A 20951-nucleotide genomic window follows, 5' to 3' on the forward strand; every position below is an offset into this window, starting at 1 on the left:
TGCACGCAACCGGGATTTCGCGATTCTATTTTTAAACCGTTTTTACTTGTTGGGTTGTGGTGTGTAGCGCAAGTACGGTTTCACCCGGCGCTGGCCCTTTGGAAAGAGCTTCGGCACATCATCATCCTTCACCGCTGGCGAGATGATGCAATCTTCCCCATCCACCCAATTCGCCGGTGTTGCCACCTTATGCTTCGCGGTCAATTGCAGTGAATCTATCACGCGCAGCAATTCCAAAAAGTTACGACCGGTCGAAGCCGGATACGTGAGCGTCAGCTTCACTTTCTTATCCGGCCCGACAATGAACACCGATCTCACAGTCGCCGTATCATCGACGTTTGGATGAATCATGTCGTACAAATTGGCGACCTTTTTGTCGGGATCGGCGATGATTGGAAAATTCATCGTGGTCTTTTGCGTCTCATTGATGTCGCAGACCCATCCGTGGTGCGAGTCCAAAGGATCGACACTCACAGCAATGGTTTTCACACCGCGTTTATCAAACTCGCTTTTCATTCGGGCCACTGCGCCGAGCTCAGTTGTGCAAACCGGCGTATAATCCTTGGGATGGGAGAACAAAATCCCCCAACCATTGCCGAGCCATTCGTGAAAGTTGATTGTACCTTCAGTTGTTTCCGCCGTAAAATTCGGCGCTTCATCGCCTAAACGCAGTGCCATATGGTATTCGGTTCTTAGATTTAACTTTCTGCCGCTACCGGCAGGATGGTGAAACTACACTGCTTCACATTTCGTTTCAATACCCGAGTATGTTGGTAAAAATGCTATTCATTAGCAAATTCGTCTGGCAAAATTGTCATTTATATAAGAAATAAAGCTTAGACATGACTACGCCAAATAACGAACCTGCTGCCGCACCCGTGGAGAATGCTGCCAACGGTGCCGCTCCCCAGCCAGCCGACTTTATCCGCGATATCGTTGCCGAAGATAATCGTACAGGTAAACACGGTGGCCGCGTCGTCACCCGCTTTCCTCCAGAACCCAATGGTTACCTCCATATTGGCCATGCCAAGTCCATCTGCTTGAACTTCGGCATTGCCTTGGAAAACAAGGGTATCTGCCATCTCCGCTTCGACGACACCAATCCAGCTCGTGAAGACGTCGAATACGTTGATTCCATCCAGGAAGATGTCCGCTGGCTCGGCTTCGACTGGGGACAAAAGAAATTCTACGCCTCCGATTATTTCGGCAAGCTCTATGACTTCGCTGTACAGCTAATCAAAATGGGCAAGGCCTATGTCTGCGATTTGACCCCGGAGCAAATGATCGAGTTTCGCGGCGCTCCGACTGTGCCCGGCAAGGAAAGCCCTTTCCGCAATCGTTCCGTTGAGGAAAATCTCGATCTCTTCGCCCGCATGCGTGCCGGTGAATTTGCTGACGGCTCCAAAACGGTTCGCGCGAAAATCGACATGGCGTCGCCCAACATCCACATGCGCGACCCCGCGCTCTATCGCATCCGCAAGGTGGAACATCATCGCACGGGCAACCAATGGTGCATCTACCCGATGTACGACTACGCACACTGCCTGTCGGACTCCATTGAAAGCATCACCCATTCCATCTGCACCTTGGAATTTGAAGTGCATCGCCCCCTTTATGACTGGATTCTTGATGTGCTCAAGACTCCCAGTCACCCGCAGCAAATCGAGTTCGCCCGCCTCAATCTCGGTTACACAGTGATGAGCAAGCGCAAGCTGCTGCAACTGGTTGAAGAAAATCTCGTCACCGGTTGGGACGATCCTCGCATGCCAACCATTGCCGGCATGCGGCGCCGCGGCGTCACCCCCGAAGCGCTGCGTCATTTCTGCGCCCGCATTGGTGTCACCAAATACAACGGCTTGACCGACATCGCCCTGTTGGAACACAGCATCCGTGAAGACCTGAACAAACGCGCCCTTCGCGTAATGTCTGTTCTCCACCCGATCAAAGTGGTGCTCACGAATTATCCGGAAGGCAAGGTCGAGGAACTCGAAGCAATTAATAATCCGGAGGATCCAACCGCCGGTACACGCAAGGTTCCATTCTCTCGTGAAATCTACATCGAGCGCGATGACTTCATGGAGAATCCGCCGAAGAAATTCTTTCGCCTTATGCCTGGAGGTGAAGTCCGCCTCCGCTACGCCTACATCATTAAGTGCGAGCAGGTCATCAAGAATGATGAAGGTGAAATCATCGAACTGCATTGCACCGTCGACCCCGATTCCAAGAGCGGCGGCGCTACAGCAGGCCGCAAGGTGAAAGGAACCATTCATTGGGTTTCCGCCCAGCACGCCCTCAATGCCGAAGTGCGCATGTATGACCGCCTCTTCACCGTGGAAGAACCTGATGGCGATAAGCAAGGCCGTGACTTCAAGGAATTTCTCAATCCTCATTCGCTTGAGCTCTTGAAGGACGCCAAACTCGAACCCAGCCTCGCCAACGCGAAGCCGGAAATTCGCTACCAGTTCGAACGCCTCGGCTATTTCTGCACCGATCCCAAGGATTCCAAACTAGGCAGCCTGGTGTTCAACCGCACCATCCCCCTCCGCGACTCCTGGGCGAAGGAACAAGGCAAATAGTCATTCCTTGCGAGACAATCTGCCAGGACGCCTCCTCACGAGGCGTCCTTTTTATCTCTGGTAAAGAACCCTTTAGTCTGTCCTCTCCAGAGAATCCGCCCTAACTCTCTACACGCAGACGTAGCGGCCTCATGGGCGAAGCCTGGAAGCCATGCTTATGATAAAAACGAATTGCTTCAGCGTTATCCCCATCCGTCAGCAAGGTAATTCTGCTGATCCCATTTTCCTTTGCGAACGCAATGCATGCTTCCATCAACATCGTCCCCAACCCCCTCCCCCTATGCTCGCGTCGCACAATCAAGTCTTCCAACAAGATCACCCGCCCGCCTTCCGCCGTGCTAATGGTGAAAAGAAGATTCACCATTCCCAGAATTTCATCCATCTCTCGCAGCACCAAAATGCATCCCAGCTCCGGCTGCCCAATAATCTGCTTCAACGCCCGCACCTGCCTCTCGTGATCCGGCATAAAGTCCGCCTCCTGCGTAAACAATTCATGCAAAAGCTCGGCTAACTGTGGAACATCTTGAAGCGTTGCGGATTCGATTTTTATCACAATTCGATTCGTATTGGACAGCCAGGGAAATTGGGATTGTCCAGGCCGAGGTTAAAGCTGCGCCCGTCTGATTGGAACTGTAAAGTAGGATGATTGCAGGTACTCCAGGCAATGGTAATTCAAATCAAGATCGCCATGTGCTGAGGGCTGGAATCAATTTTTCGTCTGCGAAGTAAATTCTTCGGCCTGTCACTTTCTGCACCGCTTGATGTTACAAGCCCGGATGATAGCCCGTCTGTGGTGAGATTCCACAGGGTGCAGATAGTAAAATCTCAATCATGACGCATGAGCCGGCTGTAAATCGGGAGCAGCGATTTCTTGTTCTCTTTTACGCACATAACGCCCATGCCTCGGCACCGCCACCTGATTGAAACTCCTGGCCAACTCTTGCAATTGGTTCAACATATGAGGCCCGCTCATCGGGATGCCGTGCCCTGTGCAGGCATTGTACGGCTCCAATCTGGCCAGTTCCTGCACCGAACGACGCGCCGCATCCCAATCCGGCGTAAAATAAGCCGGCGGCCGATGCACTTGTTGCTTCCGCGAAATGATGGCGCTCAAGGATTCCTGTTTTACCGTGACAAAGGCATCCCCTGCAATCAACGCCTTGTCTTTATCGTGGAAAAAGGAAACGTGCCCTCGAGTGTGTCCGGGTGTGTGTATCCAGCGCCACTCCTTCATGCCCGGCACGGAACCATTTGCCGGCAAAGGTTGCACGCGGCCTGAAATGTCAATCGCCCGGCGCGGAAACATCCACGACATCAGCGTCATCAACCCGCCACCCGCGGTGGGATCGGGTGCTGGATAATCTTCCTTGCCTGTCAAAAACGGCATTTCCTCCTCATGTGCATAAACTGGCGCATCCCAGTGGGCCGCCAGTTTTTTCAAGGCTCCCCTATGATCAAAATGCCCATGTGTAAGCACAATCGCCGAAGGTTTTGTCCCCCTGAACCAGTGGTCGGCTGCTCGCAAAATCTTGGCCGTCGAATAAAACAGCCCTGCATCCACCAACACCCAACTCCCATCCCTGTTTGCCACCATATAGGTGTTTACCAATGAAAATGGAATGCAGACAACATTCGTTGCCACCACTCTGCCTGGACCAGGCTGTTTTAATTTGGCACTCATCCTTTTCCTTCAAAGTTTGCCGCCTGCGCGGGCTTTTGTTTGATGAATTTTGCAAAACAAGAAGTTTTACATTCTCTCCTGCTCCATCAAGTTAGGTTTGAATTCGTGCCTGCGCAACAGATTGGAAAGTATTTTACTCATGGAGTATCAACCCTATTGAGAACGCTCAATCCCATCATCGCTGCCCTAAACCACAAATCAATGCGCCTCGAGCCAGGTCTTCCCCGAGCCAATCTCCACTTCAATTGGCACCTCCAACTGAATTGCCGTTCTCATCTTCTCTTCCACAATCTGACGCACCTCATTTTCTTCAGTCTGGTGAACATCGAAGACCAATTCGTCATGCACTTGCAGCAACATCCGACTCTTCAACTTCCGCTTCGTTAGTTCACCGTGGATGTTGATCATCGCAATTTTGATCATGTCCGCCGCTGTCCCCTGAATGGGTGCGTTAATCGCATTGCGCTCCGCGCCTCCTCGCACGGCCGCATTGGCAGAACGAATATCCCGCATGTAGCGTCTTCGCCCGGTCACCGTTTCGACGTATCCATGTTGCTTCGCAAAATCAATCGTGTCCCGCATGTATTTGGCGATTCCTGGATACTGCGCAAAATATTGTTCAATGATCGTCGCGGCCTCCTTGCGCGGAATCCTGAGTCTCTGCGCCAGCCCGAACGCCGAAATCCCGTACGCAATCCCATAATTCACCATCTTGGCCTTGCGCCGCATCTCCGGCGTCACCTGGTCCAGCGGCACTCCATACACACGCGCTGCCGTGGCCGTATGAATGTCCAGCTTCCTGCCAAAATCTTCCAACATCCCTTGCTCATGACTCAGCGCCGCAATGATCCGCAGTTCAATTTGGGAATAATCCGCCGACAGCAATACATAGTCCTCGTTCCTCGGCACGAACGCCTTGCGAATCTCCTTCCCCTGCTCGGTCCGAATCGGAATGTTCTGCAAATTGGGATTCTGCGAATTCAATCGTCCCGTGGTGGTCACTGCCTGATTGAATGTCGTGTGCACTCGCCCCGTTGGCTTCCAAATCGTTCCCGGCAATGCATCGGCATACGTCGACTTCAGCTTTGTTGCCCCGCGATAATCCAACAGTCGCTGCACGATCTCATGATCTGCTGCCAAATCCATCAAGGTCTGCTCGTTCGTCGCATACTGCCCGGTCTTGGTCTTCTTCGCATTCTCGGAAATTTTGAGTTTATCAAAAAGTATCTCCCCCAGTTGGCGCGGTGAGTTCAAGTTAAACTCCTGCCCGGCCAGCCGATAAATCGTTTGCTCATGATTGGCCATTTCCTTTGATAGTTGCGTCGAAAATTCCGCGAGTGCCGAAGCATCCACCTTGATTCCTTCATATTCCATGGCTGTCAGCACCGGAATCAGTGGCGCCTCAACCTCGTAAAAGACCCGTTCCTGCCCCTTTTCCTTCAAGAGAGGCTCCAACTTCTCCCACAACTGCCACGTCACATCTGCATCTTCTGCCGCATATTCCGCAACTTTGGCCACCGGCACGTCAGCCATGTTCAACTGCTTCGACTTCTCGTCGCCTATCAGTTTCGTAATCGAAATGGGGCTGTAACCCAAATAAACTTCCGACATGTAATCCATCCCATGACGCATCTCCGGCTCAATCAAGCTATGCGCCAACATCGTGTCAAACAGCTTTCCGTGCACCCCCACTCCATGCCATTTCAATACCGCGAGGTCATACTTCAGATTGTGCCCCACCTTCTGAATCTGCTCGTTCTCAAACACCGCTCGAAATTCTTGCAAAATCTCCCTCGCCTCTTCCGGATCGGCCGGCACCGCCACGTAAAATCCCTTCTGCTTCTCGAACGCAAACGCCAACCCGATCAAGCGTGCCTCCTTCGTGTCCAGGCTTGTGGTCTCGGTATCAAAACAAAATGTTTTCAACCCCGCCAGTTGCTTGATCAGCTTGGACCGTCCTTCTCCATCCGTGATCAACCGGTAGTCGTGCGCGACGTCGTTAATGGTTTTTAAGTTTGATGCGATTGGCGCCTCCTCCGCCTGATTTGGCTCTTCGGTTTCCGAAAAAAGAGCAAATTCTTCTGTCACCTGATTATCCCGCGCAGCCGAAGCCTTCTTTGCACTTTGAGGCTGGGCCGTGGTCTCATCGAAACCCCTGCCTGCCTTGTAGTCGTCGCCAAACAACCGCCGCCCGATGGAGTTGAATTCAAATTCAACGAAGAGATTCTTCAACGCCTCCTCGTTACACTTTTTAACCTCCAACCCCTCCAAAGTCACCGAACATGGCGCTTCGCAGTTAATCGTCGCCAGGCGTTTCGACAACAAGGCCTGTTCACGATGCGCTTCCAGATTCTCCTTCAGCTTTCCCTTCAACTCCGCAGTGTGCGCCAATAAATTTTCCACCGACCCATATTGCGCGATCAACTTTGCGGCGGTCTTTTCTCCAATGCCTGGCACACCGGGAATATTGTCCGAGACATCGCCCCATAACCCGAGCACGTCAATCACCTGTTCCGGCCTTTGCACACCCCACTTCTGCAAAATCTCCGGCAATCCTAGAATTTCAATTCCTTCGCCCATGCGCGATGGCTTATATAGAAAGGTATTCTGGTCCACTAATTGTCCGAAGTCCTTATCAGGGGTCACCATATAGGAAACGAAACCCTCCTTTTCCGCCTTGCGAACCAAGGTCCCGATAAGATCATCCGCCTCATAACCGTCACAGATGATAAGGGGTATGTTAAAAGCCTCCACCATCCGGCGTACATGAGGTAACGCCTTGCTCAAATCCTCCGGCATCTCCTCCCGCTGTGCCTTGTATTCCGGAAATTCAACGTGCCTTGCCGTCGGTGCAGCCGTATCAAAGGCCACCGCAAAATGCGTCGGTTGCTGATTCTTTATAATTTCCAGCAACGTTTGCGTAAACCCATACAGCGCAGACGTATTTACACCTTTCGAAGTAAAAATCGGACGGGCGACCAGTGCGAAGTGAGCCCGGTAAACCAACGCCATCCCGTCCAACAAAAACAGTTTCTTTCCCATGCTGGAAAAATAAACCAATTCCACCCAACCTGCCCATTCAATTCCTTTCTTCGGAATTCAGTACCGGCCCTTGGCGCAAAACATCGGCGTTATCATGCATATCAATGATCCAGCACCAGTTTGGATTCCGGAGGCAAATACCCCACTACCACCATTGCCTTTCCTCACTGAAATTTTCTTCAGGGCGTTTGGCTGGTGCCGAATTCCTCAGTTGTAAAATGAGACACAAAGGAAACTAGTATGCACATTCTAGGAACCATAATCATCGGTTTTATTGTAGGTGTGATCGCAAAGTTATTGATGCCGGGACGTGATCCGGGTGGCTTTGTTATTACCACGTTATTGGGTATTGCTGGCGCTTTCATCGCTAAATACATCGGTCAGGCCTTGGGTTGGTATCGTGAGGGACAAAACGCGGGCTTCATCGCGTCTGTAATAGGTGCAATCATCCTTCTGGCTATTTATCACCTTGTTCGCCGCGGTGTTAGACACGACAATGTCCACGGTGACTCACCTAAAATCAGGTAAATGGACGGTTTTGAGCTGAACCTGGGAATGTTGAGTTCCAACTATACCGATTGCCGAAAGAAATTTCCGGATGGCAGGAGGGATTTTGGTTTGAGGCAAGGCGGAGGCTGCAGGCGCTATCCTTAGATAGCGACCAGGCCGACAACGCCGCCTCAAATCAAAAGCACCTGTACCCAACGACTAACAAAGTCCTCATGGCTTTTCAGTCCCACTTTCATCAGGCTTATCGCCTCCTTTCATTCCCGGTTCCTTTCCCCATTCCGGAAATTAATTTTGGCATTCGGTATATAACCACACAGGGTGGAGTCCGTGAGTTCTGGTCAATTTGCCGGAATACATTGTTGAAAATCTCAGCGGGCTTATTCATGAGCTGCAAGCCATGCAACGGCTTCCTCTTCCGTCACAAAAACGTCAGTCGTAAGGCCGCGGTTGGCGCCTACGACTTCGTGGAATTGCTGGGCGTCCATACGTTCCGGTTTCGTAACCAGGGCAACGTGAACAGCGCCCATCGCAACTGGAGCACAGCGTGTCACAGCTTCATAGCGCTCAGTAATGCTTGGAGGTGAATAACCGAAAAGCGAAGTGGTATTGAACACAAGTTTTGAAATCTTACGCTCCCGCGCATAGATAATTCCTACAATGGCCAATTCCGTAACCTTCCCTATGGTCACGTTGCCCCTTGGCCGAAAAAACACGCAGTCTCCCACAGTCTCGAACTCTTCGGCTTTGCTCGTCTCTGTCATACCACTCCACTCTTCCTCCTTCTGGTGCAAAGTGCAATGCCACTCCAGCTACATAAACCAAGTCAGAGGAAGCGACCAGATTTCAGTTCGAACCATTTAAGCAAAGACACTTCAAGTTACGCAATTCTCCAAAATCTCAGGCTTTGCACAGATTCTCCAGTAATCGATGGTGAGACGCATCATTCCGGTAAATTCCTCAATCGCAGTTGGTTTGACCATGTACGCGTTCGCTCCCAACCGATAAGCCCGCTTGATGTCATCCGGTTCTGAAGAGCAAGTCATGACAATGGTGGGAATAACAGCGCAATCAGGATGCTTCTTCAACCACTCAAGCACGCCGAAGCCGTCGCGCAACGGCATTTTGAGGTCAAGAAAGATGGTGGCTGGAAAGGGGTAAGTCTTGCGATCATTGTAAGGACTATCGGCGCGCAAGTATTTAATGACCTCTTCACCATTCGGCACTATGTGAATTGGGCCTTCAATGCCATTTTTGCGTAACGCCATCTTCAGCAAAACCACTTCCTGCGGATTATCCTCCGCTATCAAAATAGGCTCAGTCTGAATTGTTCCAACCATCAGTATTATAATTCATCCATCGCACACTATACGCAATTGGCAACCATTCGGATTCATTGGACTGTTCCCGACGAAAGTGATGCCTCGGGCCGTGAGGTATGGGTGAGACGTGGCAGGTTGCGCTCCAAACCGGGTTGGCCATGGTCAAAAGAGAGCGGTTGAACGCATGCATGGCCGGTTGGAGATGAAGCAGAAACTAATTAAGGGAGCTGATTCTGGATTGAGCTTCCCGCTCCTGTTCACACCAAACCACTGATTCTGGCTTTTCCGCACGATATGGAGAATTTCAATTGGAATCATCCCCACGTGGTCGCTGCGCTCCATCTGCATGTGCCGAAAAAGTTACGGCGTCGCTGGGGGCTCGAAGTCCGGCCAATCCGGCTTGATGTAAAAGAAGGATGCTCCGCGAGTATCAGCGGACGGTTTGCCAGGATTGGGTACAGAAGCTGAGAAATCAGCGATCAGGTTGTGTGCGACCCAGAAGCTGTTCATGTCGCGAAGCGTCTTGGCCATTTCCTCAACATCGCCGCTCTTGCTGATAAAGGAGTTGGCCCCCAGTCGATAGAGCTCGGCAATATCCTTGCCATCTCGCGATCCGGTCAGAACCACAATCAGCAGCTTTTTGAACTCCTTTTGCTCTCGAATCCATTTTACCAGCGCCTTGCCGGGAATGGCCGGGAGAGTAAGGTCTACAAACACGCAGCTAGGAAAAGGAAAGAGCTCGCGATCACGGTAGGGCCCGCTGCCATAAAGATAATGCAAGGCAGTAGGGAAATCGGGTGCCAAATGCAAACCGGCTTGGGGATAGACCCTGGCTATTGCCTGCTTGAAGAGCAAATAGTCTTCAGCATTGTCTTCAACGAGCAATATTGTAGGCTGCATCTGCATCGAATCAGGAACTGCCTTTCTGTAATGTGTTCGTTGGGTTCAGCAACAACATCAGGAAAACTACGTCCGCTTAATGCTTAATAGCAAGGTTAACTTACTCAGGCTTGGCACGGTCGTTTTGAGATTCATGGGTGCACTACTGTCCTTGGAATAAAAACATCCCTCCGAAAGGTCATATGCCGGAAGGTTGGAAACCAGTGACCTCTAAGGACTTCTGCGCCAGGACCAAAAGGCTCTTCGCCAGCGGAATAACTTGCCGACGAGAAGGCTCATCATGGTTTGAACCTCCCCGCTCATCGCTTTGCGGCGCCTGAAGCTGTTGATTCAAGCTCAACCAGTATTTAGCGGTTGTCCCAAGAACATTATCCAGATCCTCACCGTTTGAGGGTTTGATCAGGTACGCATTCGCACCGAGTTTGTAGGCGTGGTTCAGATCGAATTCCATGCGCGAGCCACTTAGGATCACGACTGGCAATGCCAACATTGAATGTTGCTTTCGGATCCATTGCAGCACACCAAAGCCGGTAACGACCGGAAGGGTCAGATCTAAAAAGATAAGCGAAGGAAAGGGATACTTGCGCCGATCGGCATACTTGCCCTTGCCGTCGAGATAGGCAATTGCCTCGTCACCATCGGAAACAACCTGGAGTGCTTTCGAAAGGCCGATTTTCTTCATCGCCTGATGCATGAAGAGCACGTCCGACTCATTGTCTTCTACATAAAGAATGATTTGAGATAATTGCATATCGAAGTATTAAACAGAACCAGCTAATCGCTAAGTGTCAAGTCCAGATGCTGCTCTTTGAGTTGGTTTTAAGGAAAAGTTTGTGGATTTTTCCGCACTTGGGGAATATGCAAGGCGGCTGGAGATGGATTAGTTTCTCTGATTCTTTTCAAGCCCGGGCGGAGGAACTTCGAGGCCGGCCGGGATCTTTCCCTCAGTGACATTAAACCTCAACCAGAAGTCAATCACGCGGCGAACTTGGGACTCGAAGGCTTTCGGGTCGCTGGCTTTCACAATGTAGGAGTTTACTCCAATGTTATAAGCCTCCTGAATGTCCGACGACATTTCCCAACTGGAAAAGATAACGATGGGTATCTTGCGTAAATTTTTTTGAAAACGAATCCACTGCACCAGGTCGCGCGCAACGCGTCCTCCCAGCCTGGTTTCCAGCACAATAAGTGCTGGCAAAGGAAACAGGTCCCGGTCGGCGTATTTGCCTCTGCCTGACAGATAAGCAATAACCGCATCGCCATCACCAACCGTTATCAGGTTTTGGGTGAAGCCGTAGCGCTCGAAAGCACGACGAACGAGAACTTGATCCGATTCTTTTGAATCAGCGTATAATACTAAACGCATAACCCTCAGTCTGTGTGTGGCTTCCATTTATTCACTCAAAAATCAAACAATGTCAAGCTCGCAACCAAACCGCATGTCTCGACACATATAATGCCTGCTGAACACATTATCTTCACTTGTCCGCCTATCTTTCAGGAAGTTTTTGGTTCACGTCGAACCAGTATTTTAACAGGAGTTGCAGCGATTCCCGGAATTTCCCCATGTCGCCCGTTTTCACCAGATACGAGTTAGCCCCCAAACTTAGGGCTCTCAAAATATCATCCCGTCGGTCTGAGGATGTAAGCATGATAACAGGCATGGCGGTAAACTGCATTTGCTGCCGTATCCATTTGACGACCTCATGGCCATCCACTCTCGGCAACTTAACATCAAGCAAAACGAGGTCGGGGACCTGGGAATCCTTGGTATTAGCCGTGGGCAGAACTTTCGTAAGGTGGTGAAGGGCTTGTTCACCATCCGACACTATCTCCATCGCAACTGGTTGAGGTGTGTCTTTGATTGCCATCTGCAGCAACAGCACATCATCTTCCCTATCCTCAACCAACAAAATTCTTTTCATTGAATTTTATAAAATAGATATCCGCCACAGGTCTTCAATCGGGCAGATACAGAATTAATATAACCTGCAGTTTCAACCCATGGCCAGTCAATAGCGCTGTGATGTAATAGGTTGTACGCATATTTACTTTTTGCAACGCATCGCATTACCATTGCAACCAGTGCGCGAGGAAATTAAACTCCTGTCAGATCACCTGTGACACCTGAGCATCGCATGAAAGAATTTACGAAATTCCTCACGACGACGGTTTGTTCATCATTGATTGCCCTCTCATTCTTCGGCTGCAGCAAGCCGGTTCAGCCGAACCAATCAATCTTCGAGGCAGCCAGGAGTGGTAACGCGGAAGAAATTAAACTGAACATCAGCGCGGGAGTGAATCCCAACCAACCCGACGATAAAGGCGAAACCCCGCTGGTCATCGCCGCCGAAAACGATAAAAAGGACGCCGTGGCCAAGCTTCTGGATAAGGGCGCTACGATCGATCTGGGAGACAGCGTGGGCAACACGCCCCTGCATCACGCAATTGGCAACAATCATCCGGAAGTCGCCAGATACCTGATCAGCCGGGGGGCCAATGTGAACACTGGCAATAAAGGCAAAATCACCCCCTTTCATATGGCGGTGGCCTTTGGTGTCAGGGATCTCGTGAACTTCATGTTGGAAAAAGGTGCGGACGTAAACGCGAAGGATGAGGCCAATGAGACTCCTCTTTCACTTGCACTGGGCGACGAAGGCCATAAGGAGCTGGCTGAGACCCTCATCGCCAAGGGGGCGGACACAAATGCCAAAGGCAATCACGGTCAGACTCTTCTTAACACCACGATGCTTCAAGGGCTGACGAATCTCAGTCTCCTCTTAATCTCGAAAGGGGCGGACATAAATGCCAAAGGCTCCTCAGCCGATCCCCCCATCCTCATGGCCACTAAGCGCGGGTACACGGATATTGTAAAAGCTCTGCTCGATAAGAATGTCGATCTGAAAGCCAAAGACAGCGCAGGAGACACTTCACTGCACGTTGCCGTTAAAACCGGATCGTTGCCAATCGTCGAACTTCTCATCAGCAAAGGCTCAGACATAAATGCCAAAGGTTTCTTTTCGTTTACTCCTCTGCATACAGCGGCTCTCAACAATAGAAGAGAAATTGCCGAACTTATTATTTCCAAAGGGGCGGATCTTAATGCCAGGGATGATTGGAATCAGACGCCGTTGCACCGGGCCGTGGAGAAGAATCACAAAAGCGTGGTGGAACTACTCATTTCCAAAGGGGCGGATATCAATGCCAGGGAAAGAATGGGTAAAACCCCTTTGCAATTGGCTCTCGCATCCAGCAACTCCGATTCGGCTGATCTTCTAAAAAAGGCTGGAGCTAACTAGATTATTTGCATCTGCTCTGAACGGAATACCCCAAAACCTGACAATTACTGACACACCTGCGAGTTTGGTTTGGTGTCCCGCTATTCCATGATCGATCTAACTGGTAAAGTTGTGCTAATCACGGGCGCGGGTTCCGGGATCGGAGCTGCCATGGCCGAAGCCTTCGCAGTAGCTGGCGCCACACTTCTGATCGCCGATATAAATGTCCCTGCTGGCGAACAGATCGTTACAACCCTGAACTCATCGGGAGGAACAGCCTCATTTATCCCGCTCGATGTGGCCAACGAAGAGGTGTGCAACCAAGTCTCCAAAAAGGTGCTTGAGACACATGGCCAGCTTGACGTGCTCATCAACAATGCGGGCGTCGGTTCCGTTGGCACCATTTTACAAACAACCGGCGTCGAGCTTGATCGCCTCTATTCAGTCAACGTTCGCGGCGTCTTCAATCTCACCAAAGCTTTTCTGCCGTCCATGTTGGACCGGAAGTATGGCGTGATCATAAACATGGCTTCGATTGGCGGCATCGTCGGCATTCGTGACCGTCTTGCCTACTGCACAACCAAGTTCGCCGTGGTGGGTATGACCAAAAGTATGGCCATGGACCATTCACATCAGGGCATTCGCATAAATTGTATCTGCCCGGGTCGGGTCGAAACTCCCTTCGTCAAAGCCCGCATCGCGGAGTACCCCAACCCGGAAAAAGCCTACCAGGAGATGTCTTCCACTCAACTCACGGGCAAAATGTTGCGCCCGGACGAAGTTGCCAGTGCCGCTGTTTATCTGGCGAGTGATTCCGCTGCCAGCGTCACCGGCACTGCATTTATTATCGATGGCGGTTGGAGCGCTGGTAAATAAATGCTCTTCCAAATTCAATAAAATCTCATTCTCAGGCGTCGGAGCCTGTATTCGAGAATTTGAAATGAAACAGGGTTGGTTTTTGACAAAATAAGTGCAGCGCTCAGACCAGGATTTGGTAGAATAACACAGCTTTTTATGATGTGGTTTGCACAACGTCCCCTGGGACAGGTTCTTTCAAGGTTTTTGATCGCAGGCATTTTGTTTGTCAGTTGCTTAACTGGCAGAGCCGACTTCCAGGGCTCCACGCATATGATGCCTTTCGATGAGGGGACAATTAATTATAATAAGGTTCAACCCTCTGGACCGGTCTTTCGGCTGCAACAAAGTTTGGACAAAGGAGAGGCAAAACTAAAATATGATCCTGAGTTTGGCTATCTTCCTGCCGTTCTTGATGCCTTGAAAATCCCCCGTTCCTCGCAAATGTTGGTCTTTTCAAAAACTTCGTTTCAGCGTGAACGTATTTCCCCCAAAACTCCGCGCGCACTGTTCTTCAATGATGATGTCTACGTCGGATTCATCCCCGGATCTCCCATGCTGGAAATCTCCATGGCGGACTCAAAACTGGGCGGTGTCTTTTTCACCTTGAATCAAAGCGAGGCTGGCAAGCCCAGATTCGTGCGCAACGATCAATGCCTTGAATGCCATGCCTCCTCAAAAAGCATGGGTGTGCCGGGCCACCTGCTCCGCTCCTTTGCCACCGATGAATCGGGTGTTGTCGATTTAAGCAATGGCACCTCGGAAGTGGATGACACAACTCCCTTTTCTGAACGCTGGGGCGGTTGGTACGTCACTGGCACGCATGGCAAACAAATTCATCGCGGCAACCTCATCGGCAAGGAAGCATTTGAGCGCCAGGCGAAAGAACCTAATTATCTGGGCAACTTAACCAGTCTCGCGCAATTCATCGAGACCACCAGCTATCCAAAACCCACCAGCGATATTGTCGCCTTGATGGTGTTGGAGCATCAGGTTCACATGCATAATTTCATCACCCGCCTCAATTTCGAAGCCACCATCGCCCTCCAAACTTATGGTCACCTGCGGTATCTGAAGACCATTGAAAAGGCGTTTCTGAAAACACTCCTGTTTACGGAGGAAGTTCCCCTTAAGGATGCAGTCAAAGGCAGTTCCGACTTTAGCAAGGATTTTGAAAACCTTGGCCCCAAAGATCATCAAGGACGTTCATTGCGTCAGTTCGACTTGCAAACAAGGTTGTTCAAGTATCCGTGCAGTTTCCTGATTTACTCCGAATCCTTTGAAAATCTTCCTGACAAGATGAAACAGGAGCTTTATTTGCAGCTCCACGACATCCTGACCGGTAAGGATCCAGACCCGGATTTTCAAACTCTGTCCGCCCCAACCCGCCAGGCGATTCTGGAGATCCTGATCGAAACCAAACCAGGACTGCCGGATTATTGGAAAAAGAGCTGATTTTCATCAAAGGCCTTGTTTCTTTCGCCTGCTCGCTGTCTTGCTTTTTCATGCTCGATGTTCGACGCTCATGATATGCCATTATCAATCCAACGTTTTCCTTATCGGCTGCTGCTTCTGGTCGCCCTGCTCCATTCCTCCTTTTTGGCACCTGTGCGCGGAGGTGCTTTGGAGGACTATGTCGGCCAGGCGGACGATTCTTACTCATGGAAATTGATCAACAAGCAGGAAAAGGATGGGGTCACAATTGCGCACATCGACCTCGTTTCGCAAAAGTGGCGGGATACAGTTTGGACTCACAAATTGGTGGTGGTACGCCCAAAAACTGTTAAGTCCCCTGACATTGGACTGTTGTTCATTACCGGTAATGGCAATGGAGATCGCCAAATACCAGTTCTGCAGATGCTCGCTGAAAGAGCCGGAGCCATCACCGCCGTGATTACCTCCGTTCCCAATCAACCTCTTTATGGCGGCAAGAGTGAGGATGCCTTGATTGCTTACTCCTTTTCCAAGTATCTGGAAACGGGAGATAAAAGCTGGCCGCTGCTCTTCCCAATGGTGAAAAGCGCCGCCCGTGGAATGGATGCTGTCCAGGCTTTTTCGAAACAGGAATTCAACCAGAAAATGGAACGCTTCGTCGTCACCGGCGCCAGCAAACGTGGTTGGACCACCTGGTTGACGGCTGCAGTGGATAAACGAGTCGTTGCCATCGCTCCCATGGTCATTGATATGCTAAACATGAAAGCCCAGACCGAATGGCAAAGACAGGTCTACGGAACCGAGAGCGAGCAAATTAATGATTATAAAGATGCCGATCTCCTCTCTCACATGAATGAACCGCCAATGCGCGAACTGGCCAAATGGGTCGATCCCTACAGTTACCGCTCTCGTTACAACATGCCAAAACTGCTTTTGCTTGGCACGAATGATCCTTACTGGACAGTGGATTCATTGAGACATTATTGGAATGACCTGCCCGGCCCAAAACTGATCTACCAAACACCTAACGCCGGGCATGATCTCAATGGCGGTAAGGAAGCCATGCAAACCCTGGCAGCATTTTATCAAATGATTGCCGACCATCAAACTCTCCCGCAAATGAACTGGAATATTTCCTATCGAACCAATGATACGGCCAGCATCACCGTGACGGTGGATCAACCGGTTAAATCCGTCCAACTCTGGACGGCGGTTTCAACCAATCGGGATTTTCGGAAAGATCGATGGTCCAACCATCAGTTGAAAACAGTCACAACCAGTGGCGGGACTGAGGCAACCATTGAGCGCCCGAAGACTGGTTATGAAGCTTTTCTGGTGGAAGCGGAACTGACTTCATCCAGCGGCCAGACCTATAAACTTTCCACCGAAGCGCGCGTATTGCCGGACACGCAACCAAAAACATCAGCCCCTTAAACTTCCACCCTTCCCAAGGCGGGACATTGAGCGAACGGTCGAAACCCATTCAAGCTGTTTAGCTTCATTGTCTCCAACAATAAAAGAACCACACCGGCAGGACACGCGAAAGCATAAAACTCCGCTGCACTTTGCCGAAAATCCTTTCCAAACTCGATAGCACTCGTCGCGAATACTGGTAAACCAGAAACGCGCCCTTCGGTTGCAACACCGAATATGTTCTCTGCACGATTTCATCCCTCATGGAAGGAGGCATTGTGCTGAAAGGAATTCCCGAGATGACATAATCTGCCTGCGGGTGTCCCAACTCTTCGAGCACGGATTGCACCTCTGCGGCAGAACCTTCCACCACCCGCAAACGCGCATCCTTGAAGCTCTCTTTAAGATATTCAACAAAATCATGATTCATCTCTATCACCACCAGAGTTGCTTCAGGATGCATTCGCAGGAGTATCTCCCTGGTAATGGTTCCCACACCGGGTCCATACTCGACGATCACCCGTGCCGAATTCCAGTCCACCCTTTTTAATAGTTGCTCAATGAGCGAACGCGGACTCGGTATGGGGGAACCCAACATTTTGGGATGTTTAAAAAAATTGCTGGCAAACAACAGCACCTGATCACCTGGCGATTTAACTTCTCTCACACTTTTCTCCACTTTGTTTCGAATTAAGACTTAGTCAACCTGCTGGAAAGTCTTATAAATGCAAGGCAGGTCAAATCCTTAGGCCAATTGGGGGACTTTGGCGCATATTCTAAACTGGTGTAGTTTAATGTATCGGCAACGAAAAGGAATATTATGGAAGACGAACCTGCAGATACACGGAGTTATTTGGCTGAATTTGAGATGGTGCTCGCCTGCCTCGGATTCATGATTGCAGTCAGTGGCATGATCGTCACCTCAATCCCATGGGCAATCTTCGGAGTGGTGCTCATGGTCATTGGCTTGCTCTATTTTTACCTCAAGCCCGACAAGGAGACGGACTAATTTACAAACTGGCTCCATCAGGCTGCTTTTAACCGGACGAGCACTTCAAAACCAGAGGGTTTCCGGTTACGACAACTTACCTGCCCGCCACAGGATTCAACACAGGTTTTCACGATCGCGAGCCCCAGGCCAACGCCCCCGGTTTCACGCGCCCGGGAAACATCGATCCTGTAAAATGGATCAAATAACTGGGCTATTGCAGCCTCAGGAACGCCGCTTCCACTATCGGCGATTGAAATCAAAACTTCATTCGCACCTTCCTTACTTGCTGAGATTACAATTGGCCCGGCCTCACTGGCATATCTGACTGCGTTCCTCAGCACGTTCGCCAATGCGCGATGCAATAAATCGGGTTCAGCCATTATCTGAAGGTGTTCAGCTATTTCTGTTTGGATATTTACTTCAGTGTTTCCTTCACGATGAATGACTTGATCGATTATTGGTTTCAGATCAACTGCTTTAAGCTTGATCCTGGCTGGCTCCAATGAGGCTTTCGAGAAGGAGAGCAGTTCGTTCACCAAACTGGACATATGCTGCACTTCTTCGCGAACATCTTCCACATAGCTGGATTGTTCTGAATTGGCGCGTTGCTCCAGAACTCCCAGCGCCATTTGCACGCGCGCGATCGGAGTACAAAGCTCGTGGGCGATGTCCCCCAGAAACCGCTTTTGTCCAGAAACGAACCCGGCCAGCCGTTCGGTCATCCGATTGATCGACCCGCCAAGCCTTCCAAGTTCATCATTGCGTCCATCCTTCACTCTTACCTCAAAATTACCAGCCGCTACCTCTTCGCTGGCTCGGGTAATCTCCCTAATGGATCTCGTTATGCCACGGACGAGAGGAAACCACAGCAGCGCGGAAACGACAAGCACCCCCAGCCCAACCCCAATCCATGGCACAAAATCAAAAAACAGACCACCACCCTGAAGCGACCTCGACATGATCAGGAGTGTCATCGGCGGCGATGGTCCGGGCCTGCCTGGGACATCGACTTTCATCCTCACACCCACCCAGTACTGGCTGGGATCAGAGGTATGCACAATAAAACGTGAATGGGGGCCAGTCAGGAGCGGATCAGGCACGACAGGGCGCCTCAACGGGCCTTGAGGCCCTGCTTCTGGAGGACCAAAATCATCCTCCGGACGTGGAGGCCGACCTGGTTCGCCAACACCGACCTGTTCCGGAGGTTGGGGCAACCGGCGATTCTCCATGACATTGTTTAGAACTGCCTTTGGAACGCTGGTACTTTCATCCCCCGCCAGTTGTTCCCCATCATTTCTGTAGAGGAGGAACTGCACGTGATAAGAGCTGCCCAACCTCTGCAAAATTTCATTCCATCTGGTTCGGGGAGCTTCGCTCAGGGAGGAGCTGACGACCTCCGACACAGATTGTATCCGCTCGCCCGCTTTACCAGCGATCAGGAAATCCAATCCCAAGTGTAACTGGCCGCTTACAAACACGAAAAAGATCAGGGCAAGGATAACGAAATTCAGGACCAGCCAGAGCAGTATCTTCGAGTAAAGTGGAAATCTGACCTTCATTCGATCAATCATATCTCTCTGCTGGATTCATCAGCATATAACCCGCCGTGCGGACGGTTCTGATGAACCGCGGGCTTTTAGGGTCGTCTCCCAGCTTTTTGCGCAAGGCTGAGATATGCACGTCGATTGACCGGTCAAAGACGTCGTAATTTCTTTCCGCAATTTCATCCAGTAATTGCTCACGACTTTTTATCCTTCCCTTGGCACGCGCAAGTGAAGCCAGCAAATCGTATTCAACCGGGGTGAGATCCAGCGGCTTATCTCCCAGAACAGCAGTCCTCGAGCCTTCATTGACCCTTAGATCCTGGATAACAATTTCTTGAGCGTCCGGCGTTTCAGTCGCTTTCGTTGTCTGATTACTCCTGCGGGTAACGGCTCGCAACCTTGCCAACAATTCACGAGTGGAAAAGGTTTTTGGCAGATAATCGTCAGCGCCAATCTCCAGTCCAACAATCCGATCCGATTCGTCACCACGCGCCGTCAGCATCAGCACCGGAACATTCGACGCGCGACGTATCTGCTTCAACACTTCAAACCCATCCATGCCTGGCAGCATGACGTCGAGAATCACGGCAGCAAAAGTTTCGCTCACCGCCTTCTCTGCCCCCTCAGGTCCGGTATGGGCAAGGGCGATCTCATAACCCATCGGTTCCAGGTAATCCTTGATCAACCGACAGAGCTTCCTGTCGTCATCGATGACCAACAAACGCGTTTTGATAAAACCTTGTTTGTCTGAACTCTTGCCTTGGTTCGATTCGATGTGTGCCATGGGTCAGGTAGTTGCTGTTATGTTGGCAGTTTAGCCAGGGTTCTCACGAAAAGCCGCAACTTTTACAATTGCTTAACAATTTTTCAGTTCTTTACACATACACGCTTTACACCACTGGAGTTTATTTAAAGTGCATCGTATGTGAACCGATTAAGAACATGAATAACAAATCGAAGGCGTTATATATGAAAATGAACAAACTCGTCCTGCTTTCCACGCTTGCCCTCGGAATGACTGTCCTGTCGACCAGTGCTGAGGACAATCAACCACCTGCCGGGCAACCGCCACAGTCAGGAACTCCAGGCCCTGAACATAGAGGACCGCGTCCGCCAAAGCCGCCAATCGAAGTCGTACTGGATGCGAATGGTGACGGCATCATTTCCGCTGAAGAAATTGCCAATGCCTCCGTGGCCTTGAAAAAGCTTGATAGGAATGGCGATGGTCAATTGACTCCCGACGAATATCGCCCTCCCCACCCCCATCCTCGTCAAGGCGGTCCCGATGGCCAAACTGGTCCCGGAACTCCGGACCAACAACCGCCTCAGGATGGCACCGGTCGGCAGTCCCAAAACGGGCAGAGGCCGCCACCTCCAAACCAGTGACTATCAAATAGTATCGAAAATA

21 protein-coding genes are annotated in these 20951 nt (G+C 50.7%); 8 read left to right on the forward strand and 13 right to left on the reverse strand.

Annotated features, from left to right (window positions below):
* Positions 1–42: 42 nt before the first annotated feature.
* The gene (locus tag CFLAV_RS02765; RefSeq protein WP_007413083.1) at positions 43–678 is read right to left on the reverse strand and encodes a peroxiredoxin; all 636 of its coding nucleotides are present in this window, start codon (positions 676–678) and stop codon (positions 43–45) included.
* Between the two features lie 164 nt (positions 679–842).
* Between CFLAV_RS02765 and CFLAV_RS02770 the strand changes: the two genes are divergently transcribed.
* Positions 843–2576: a glutamine--tRNA ligase/YqeY domain fusion protein gene (locus CFLAV_RS02770; RefSeq protein ID WP_007413084.1), complete on the forward strand. Its 1734-nt coding sequence runs from the start codon at positions 843–845 to the stop codon at positions 2574–2576.
* A 100-nt stretch (positions 2577–2676) separates the two neighbouring features.
* On the opposite strand, the gene CFLAV_RS02775 is transcribed toward CFLAV_RS02770, so the two are convergent.
* The 3 genes from CFLAV_RS02775 to polA all read right to left on the reverse strand — a co-directional run bounded on the left by CFLAV_RS02775 (position 2677) and on the right by polA (position 7299).
* Positions 2677–3126 (reverse strand): GNAT family N-acetyltransferase, encoded by a 450-nt coding sequence (locus tag CFLAV_RS02775; protein ID WP_040546746.1) that lies wholly within the window; start codon positions 3124–3126, stop codon positions 2677–2679.
* Positions 3127–3405: 279 nt separating this feature from the next.
* A complete protein-coding gene (locus CFLAV_RS02780; protein ID WP_007413086.1) occupies positions 3406–4257 on the reverse strand; it encodes an MBL fold metallo-hydrolase in 852 nt (283 codons plus the stop codon).
* A gap of 198 nt (positions 4258–4455) precedes the next feature.
* Positions 4456–7299 carry a DNA polymerase I gene (gene polA, locus CFLAV_RS02785; protein WP_007413087.1) on the reverse strand — a complete coding sequence of 948 codons (2844 nt, stop codon included), beginning with the start codon at positions 7297–7299 and terminating at the stop codon, positions 4456–4458.
* Between the two features lie 240 nt (positions 7300–7539).
* On the opposite strand from polA, the gene CFLAV_RS02790 reads away from it, so the two are divergent.
* On the forward strand, positions 7540–7827 hold the full coding sequence (locus CFLAV_RS02790) for a GlsB/YeaQ/YmgE family stress response membrane protein (RefSeq protein WP_007413088.1): 288 nt from the start codon (positions 7540–7542) through the stop codon (positions 7825–7827).
* A gap of 359 nt (positions 7828–8186) precedes the next feature.
* Here CFLAV_RS02790 and CFLAV_RS02795 read toward each other — a convergent pair whose 3' ends face one another.
* From CFLAV_RS02795 to CFLAV_RS02820, 6 genes are all read right to left on the reverse strand, one after another.
* Positions 8187–8570, reverse strand: coding sequence for a hypothetical protein (locus CFLAV_RS02795; protein ID WP_007413090.1), 384 nt, complete (start codon positions 8568–8570; stop codon positions 8187–8189).
* A gap of 111 nt (positions 8571–8681) precedes the next feature.
* Positions 8682–9146, reverse strand: coding sequence for a response regulator (locus tag CFLAV_RS02800; RefSeq protein ID WP_007413091.1), 465 nt, complete (start codon positions 9144–9146; stop codon positions 8682–8684).
* 342 nt (positions 9147–9488) lie between these two features.
* The gene (locus CFLAV_RS02805; RefSeq protein ID WP_160164466.1) at positions 9489–10028 is read right to left on the reverse strand and encodes a response regulator; all 540 of its coding nucleotides are present in this window, start codon (positions 10026–10028) and stop codon (positions 9489–9491) included.
* 178 nt (positions 10029–10206) lie between these two features.
* On the reverse strand, positions 10207–10779 hold the full coding sequence (locus CFLAV_RS02810) for a response regulator (RefSeq protein ID WP_007413094.1): 573 nt from the start codon (positions 10777–10779) through the stop codon (positions 10207–10209).
* Positions 10780–10908: 129 nt separating this feature from the next.
* A complete protein-coding gene (locus CFLAV_RS02815) occupies positions 10909–11394 on the reverse strand; it encodes a response regulator (protein ID WP_050785608.1) in 486 nt (161 codons plus the stop codon).
* Positions 11395–11518: 124 nt separating this feature from the next.
* Positions 11519–11953, reverse strand: coding sequence for a response regulator (locus tag CFLAV_RS02820; protein WP_007413096.1), 435 nt, complete (start codon positions 11951–11953; stop codon positions 11519–11521).
* Positions 11954–12166: 213 nt separating this feature from the next.
* Between CFLAV_RS02820 and CFLAV_RS02825 the strand changes: the two genes are divergently transcribed.
* The 4 genes from CFLAV_RS02825 (at position 12167) to CFLAV_RS02840 (ending at position 17029) form a co-directional block, all read left to right on the forward strand.
* Positions 12167–13327 (forward strand): ankyrin repeat domain-containing protein, encoded by a 1161-nt coding sequence (locus tag CFLAV_RS02825; RefSeq protein WP_007413097.1) that lies wholly within the window; start codon positions 12167–12169, stop codon positions 13325–13327.
* An 87-nt stretch (positions 13328–13414) separates the two neighbouring features.
* Positions 13415–14182 (forward strand): SDR family NAD(P)-dependent oxidoreductase, encoded by a 768-nt coding sequence (locus CFLAV_RS02830; protein ID WP_007413098.1) that lies wholly within the window; start codon positions 13415–13417, stop codon positions 14180–14182.
* Positions 14183–14320: 138 nt separating this feature from the next.
* Positions 14321–15616 carry a hypothetical protein gene (locus tag CFLAV_RS02835; protein ID WP_007413099.1) on the forward strand — a complete coding sequence of 432 codons (1296 nt, stop codon included), beginning with the start codon at positions 14321–14323 and terminating at the stop codon, positions 15614–15616.
* 75 nt (positions 15617–15691) lie between these two features.
* Complete coding sequence (locus tag CFLAV_RS02840) at positions 15692–17029, forward strand: PhoPQ-activated pathogenicity-related family protein (protein WP_160164467.1); 1338 nt, start codon at positions 15692–15694, stop codon at positions 17027–17029.
* A gap of 64 nt (positions 17030–17093) precedes the next feature.
* Here the strand turns inward: CFLAV_RS02840 and CFLAV_RS02845 are convergent, their stop codons facing one another.
* On the reverse strand, positions 17094–17675 hold the full coding sequence (locus CFLAV_RS02845; protein ID WP_202796827.1) for a class I SAM-dependent methyltransferase: 582 nt from the start codon (positions 17673–17675) through the stop codon (positions 17094–17096).
* 153 nt (positions 17676–17828) lie between these two features.
* On the opposite strand from CFLAV_RS02845, the gene CFLAV_RS02850 reads away from it, so the two are divergent.
* Positions 17829–18017, forward strand: coding sequence for a hypothetical protein (locus tag CFLAV_RS02850; protein ID WP_007413102.1), 189 nt, complete (start codon positions 17829–17831; stop codon positions 18015–18017).
* 17 nt (positions 18018–18034) lie between these two features.
* On the opposite strand, the gene CFLAV_RS02855 is transcribed toward CFLAV_RS02850, so the two are convergent.
* Complete coding sequence (locus tag CFLAV_RS02855) at positions 18035–19558, reverse strand: HAMP domain-containing sensor histidine kinase (RefSeq protein ID WP_160164468.1); 1524 nt, start codon at positions 19556–19558, stop codon at positions 18035–18037.
* 4 nt (positions 19559–19562) lie between these two features.
* Positions 19563–20327 carry a response regulator transcription factor gene (locus tag CFLAV_RS02860; protein ID WP_007413104.1) on the reverse strand — a complete coding sequence of 255 codons (765 nt, stop codon included), beginning with the start codon at positions 20325–20327 and terminating at the stop codon, positions 19563–19565.
* Positions 20328–20485: 158 nt separating this feature from the next.
* Between CFLAV_RS02860 and CFLAV_RS02865 the strand changes: the two genes are divergently transcribed.
* Positions 20486–20929, forward strand: a complete 444-nt coding sequence (locus CFLAV_RS02865) for a hypothetical protein (protein WP_007413105.1) — start codon at positions 20486–20488, stop codon at positions 20927–20929.
* Positions 20930–20951 lie beyond the last annotated feature (22 nt).

It is taken from the genome of Pedosphaera parvula Ellin514 (genome assembly GCF_000172555.1).
Lineage (GTDB): Bacteria > Verrucomicrobiota > Verrucomicrobiia > Limisphaerales > Pedosphaeraceae > Pedosphaera.

Coding starts and splice junctions, on each gene's coding strand:
- CFLAV_RS02765 (WP_007413083.1), bottom strand. CDS start 678: ATGGCACTGCGTTTAGGCGATGAAGCGCCGAATTTTACGGCGGAAACA.
- CFLAV_RS02770 (WP_007413084.1), top strand. CDS start 843: ATGACTACGCCAAATAACGAACCTGCTGCCGCACCCGTGGAGAATGCT.
- CFLAV_RS02780 (WP_007413086.1), bottom strand. CDS start 4,257: ATGAGTGCCAAATTAAAACAGCCTGGTCCAGGCAGAGTGGTGGCAACG.
- polA (WP_007413087.1), bottom strand. CDS start 7,299: ATGGGAAAGAAACTGTTTTTGTTGGACGGGATGGCGTTGGTTTACCGG.
- CFLAV_RS02790 (WP_007413088.1), top strand. CDS start 7,540: ATGCACATTCTAGGAACCATAATCATCGGTTTTATTGTAGGTGTGATC.
- CFLAV_RS02795 (WP_007413090.1), bottom strand. CDS start 8,570: ATGACAGAGACGAGCAAAGCCGAAGAGTTCGAGACTGTGGGAGACTGC.
- CFLAV_RS02800 (WP_007413091.1), bottom strand. CDS start 9,146: ATGGTTGGAACAATTCAGACTGAGCCTATTTTGATAGCGGAGGATAAT.
- CFLAV_RS02805 (WP_160164466.1), bottom strand. CDS start 10,028: ATGCAGCCTACAATATTGCTCGTTGAAGACAATGCTGAAGACTATTTG.
- CFLAV_RS02810 (WP_007413094.1), bottom strand. CDS start 10,779: ATGCAATTATCTCAAATCATTCTTTATGTAGAAGACAATGAGTCGGAC.
- CFLAV_RS02815 (WP_050785608.1), bottom strand. CDS start 11,394: ATGCGTTTAGTATTATACGCTGATTCAAAAGAATCGGATCAAGTTCTC.
- CFLAV_RS02820 (WP_007413096.1), bottom strand. CDS start 11,953: ATGAAAAGAATTTTGTTGGTTGAGGATAGGGAAGATGATGTGCTGTTG.
- CFLAV_RS02825 (WP_007413097.1), top strand. CDS start 12,167: ATGAAAGAATTTACGAAATTCCTCACGACGACGGTTTGTTCATCATTG.
- CFLAV_RS02830 (WP_007413098.1), top strand. CDS start 13,415: ATGATCGATCTAACTGGTAAAGTTGTGCTAATCACGGGCGCGGGTTCC.
- CFLAV_RS02835 (WP_007413099.1), top strand. CDS start 14,321: ATGATGTGGTTTGCACAACGTCCCCTGGGACAGGTTCTTTCAAGGTTT.
- CFLAV_RS02840 (WP_160164467.1), top strand. CDS start 15,692: ATGCCATTATCAATCCAACGTTTTCCTTATCGGCTGCTGCTTCTGGTC.
- CFLAV_RS02850 (WP_007413102.1), top strand. CDS start 17,829: ATGGAAGACGAACCTGCAGATACACGGAGTTATTTGGCTGAATTTGAG.
- CFLAV_RS02855 (WP_160164468.1), bottom strand. CDS start 19,558: ATGAAGGTCAGATTTCCACTTTACTCGAAGATACTGCTCTGGCTGGTC.
- CFLAV_RS02860 (WP_007413104.1), bottom strand. CDS start 20,327: ATGGCACACATCGAATCGAACCAAGGCAAGAGTTCAGACAAACAAGGT.
- CFLAV_RS02865 (WP_007413105.1), top strand. CDS start 20,486: ATGAATAACAAATCGAAGGCGTTATATATGAAAATGAACAAACTCGTC.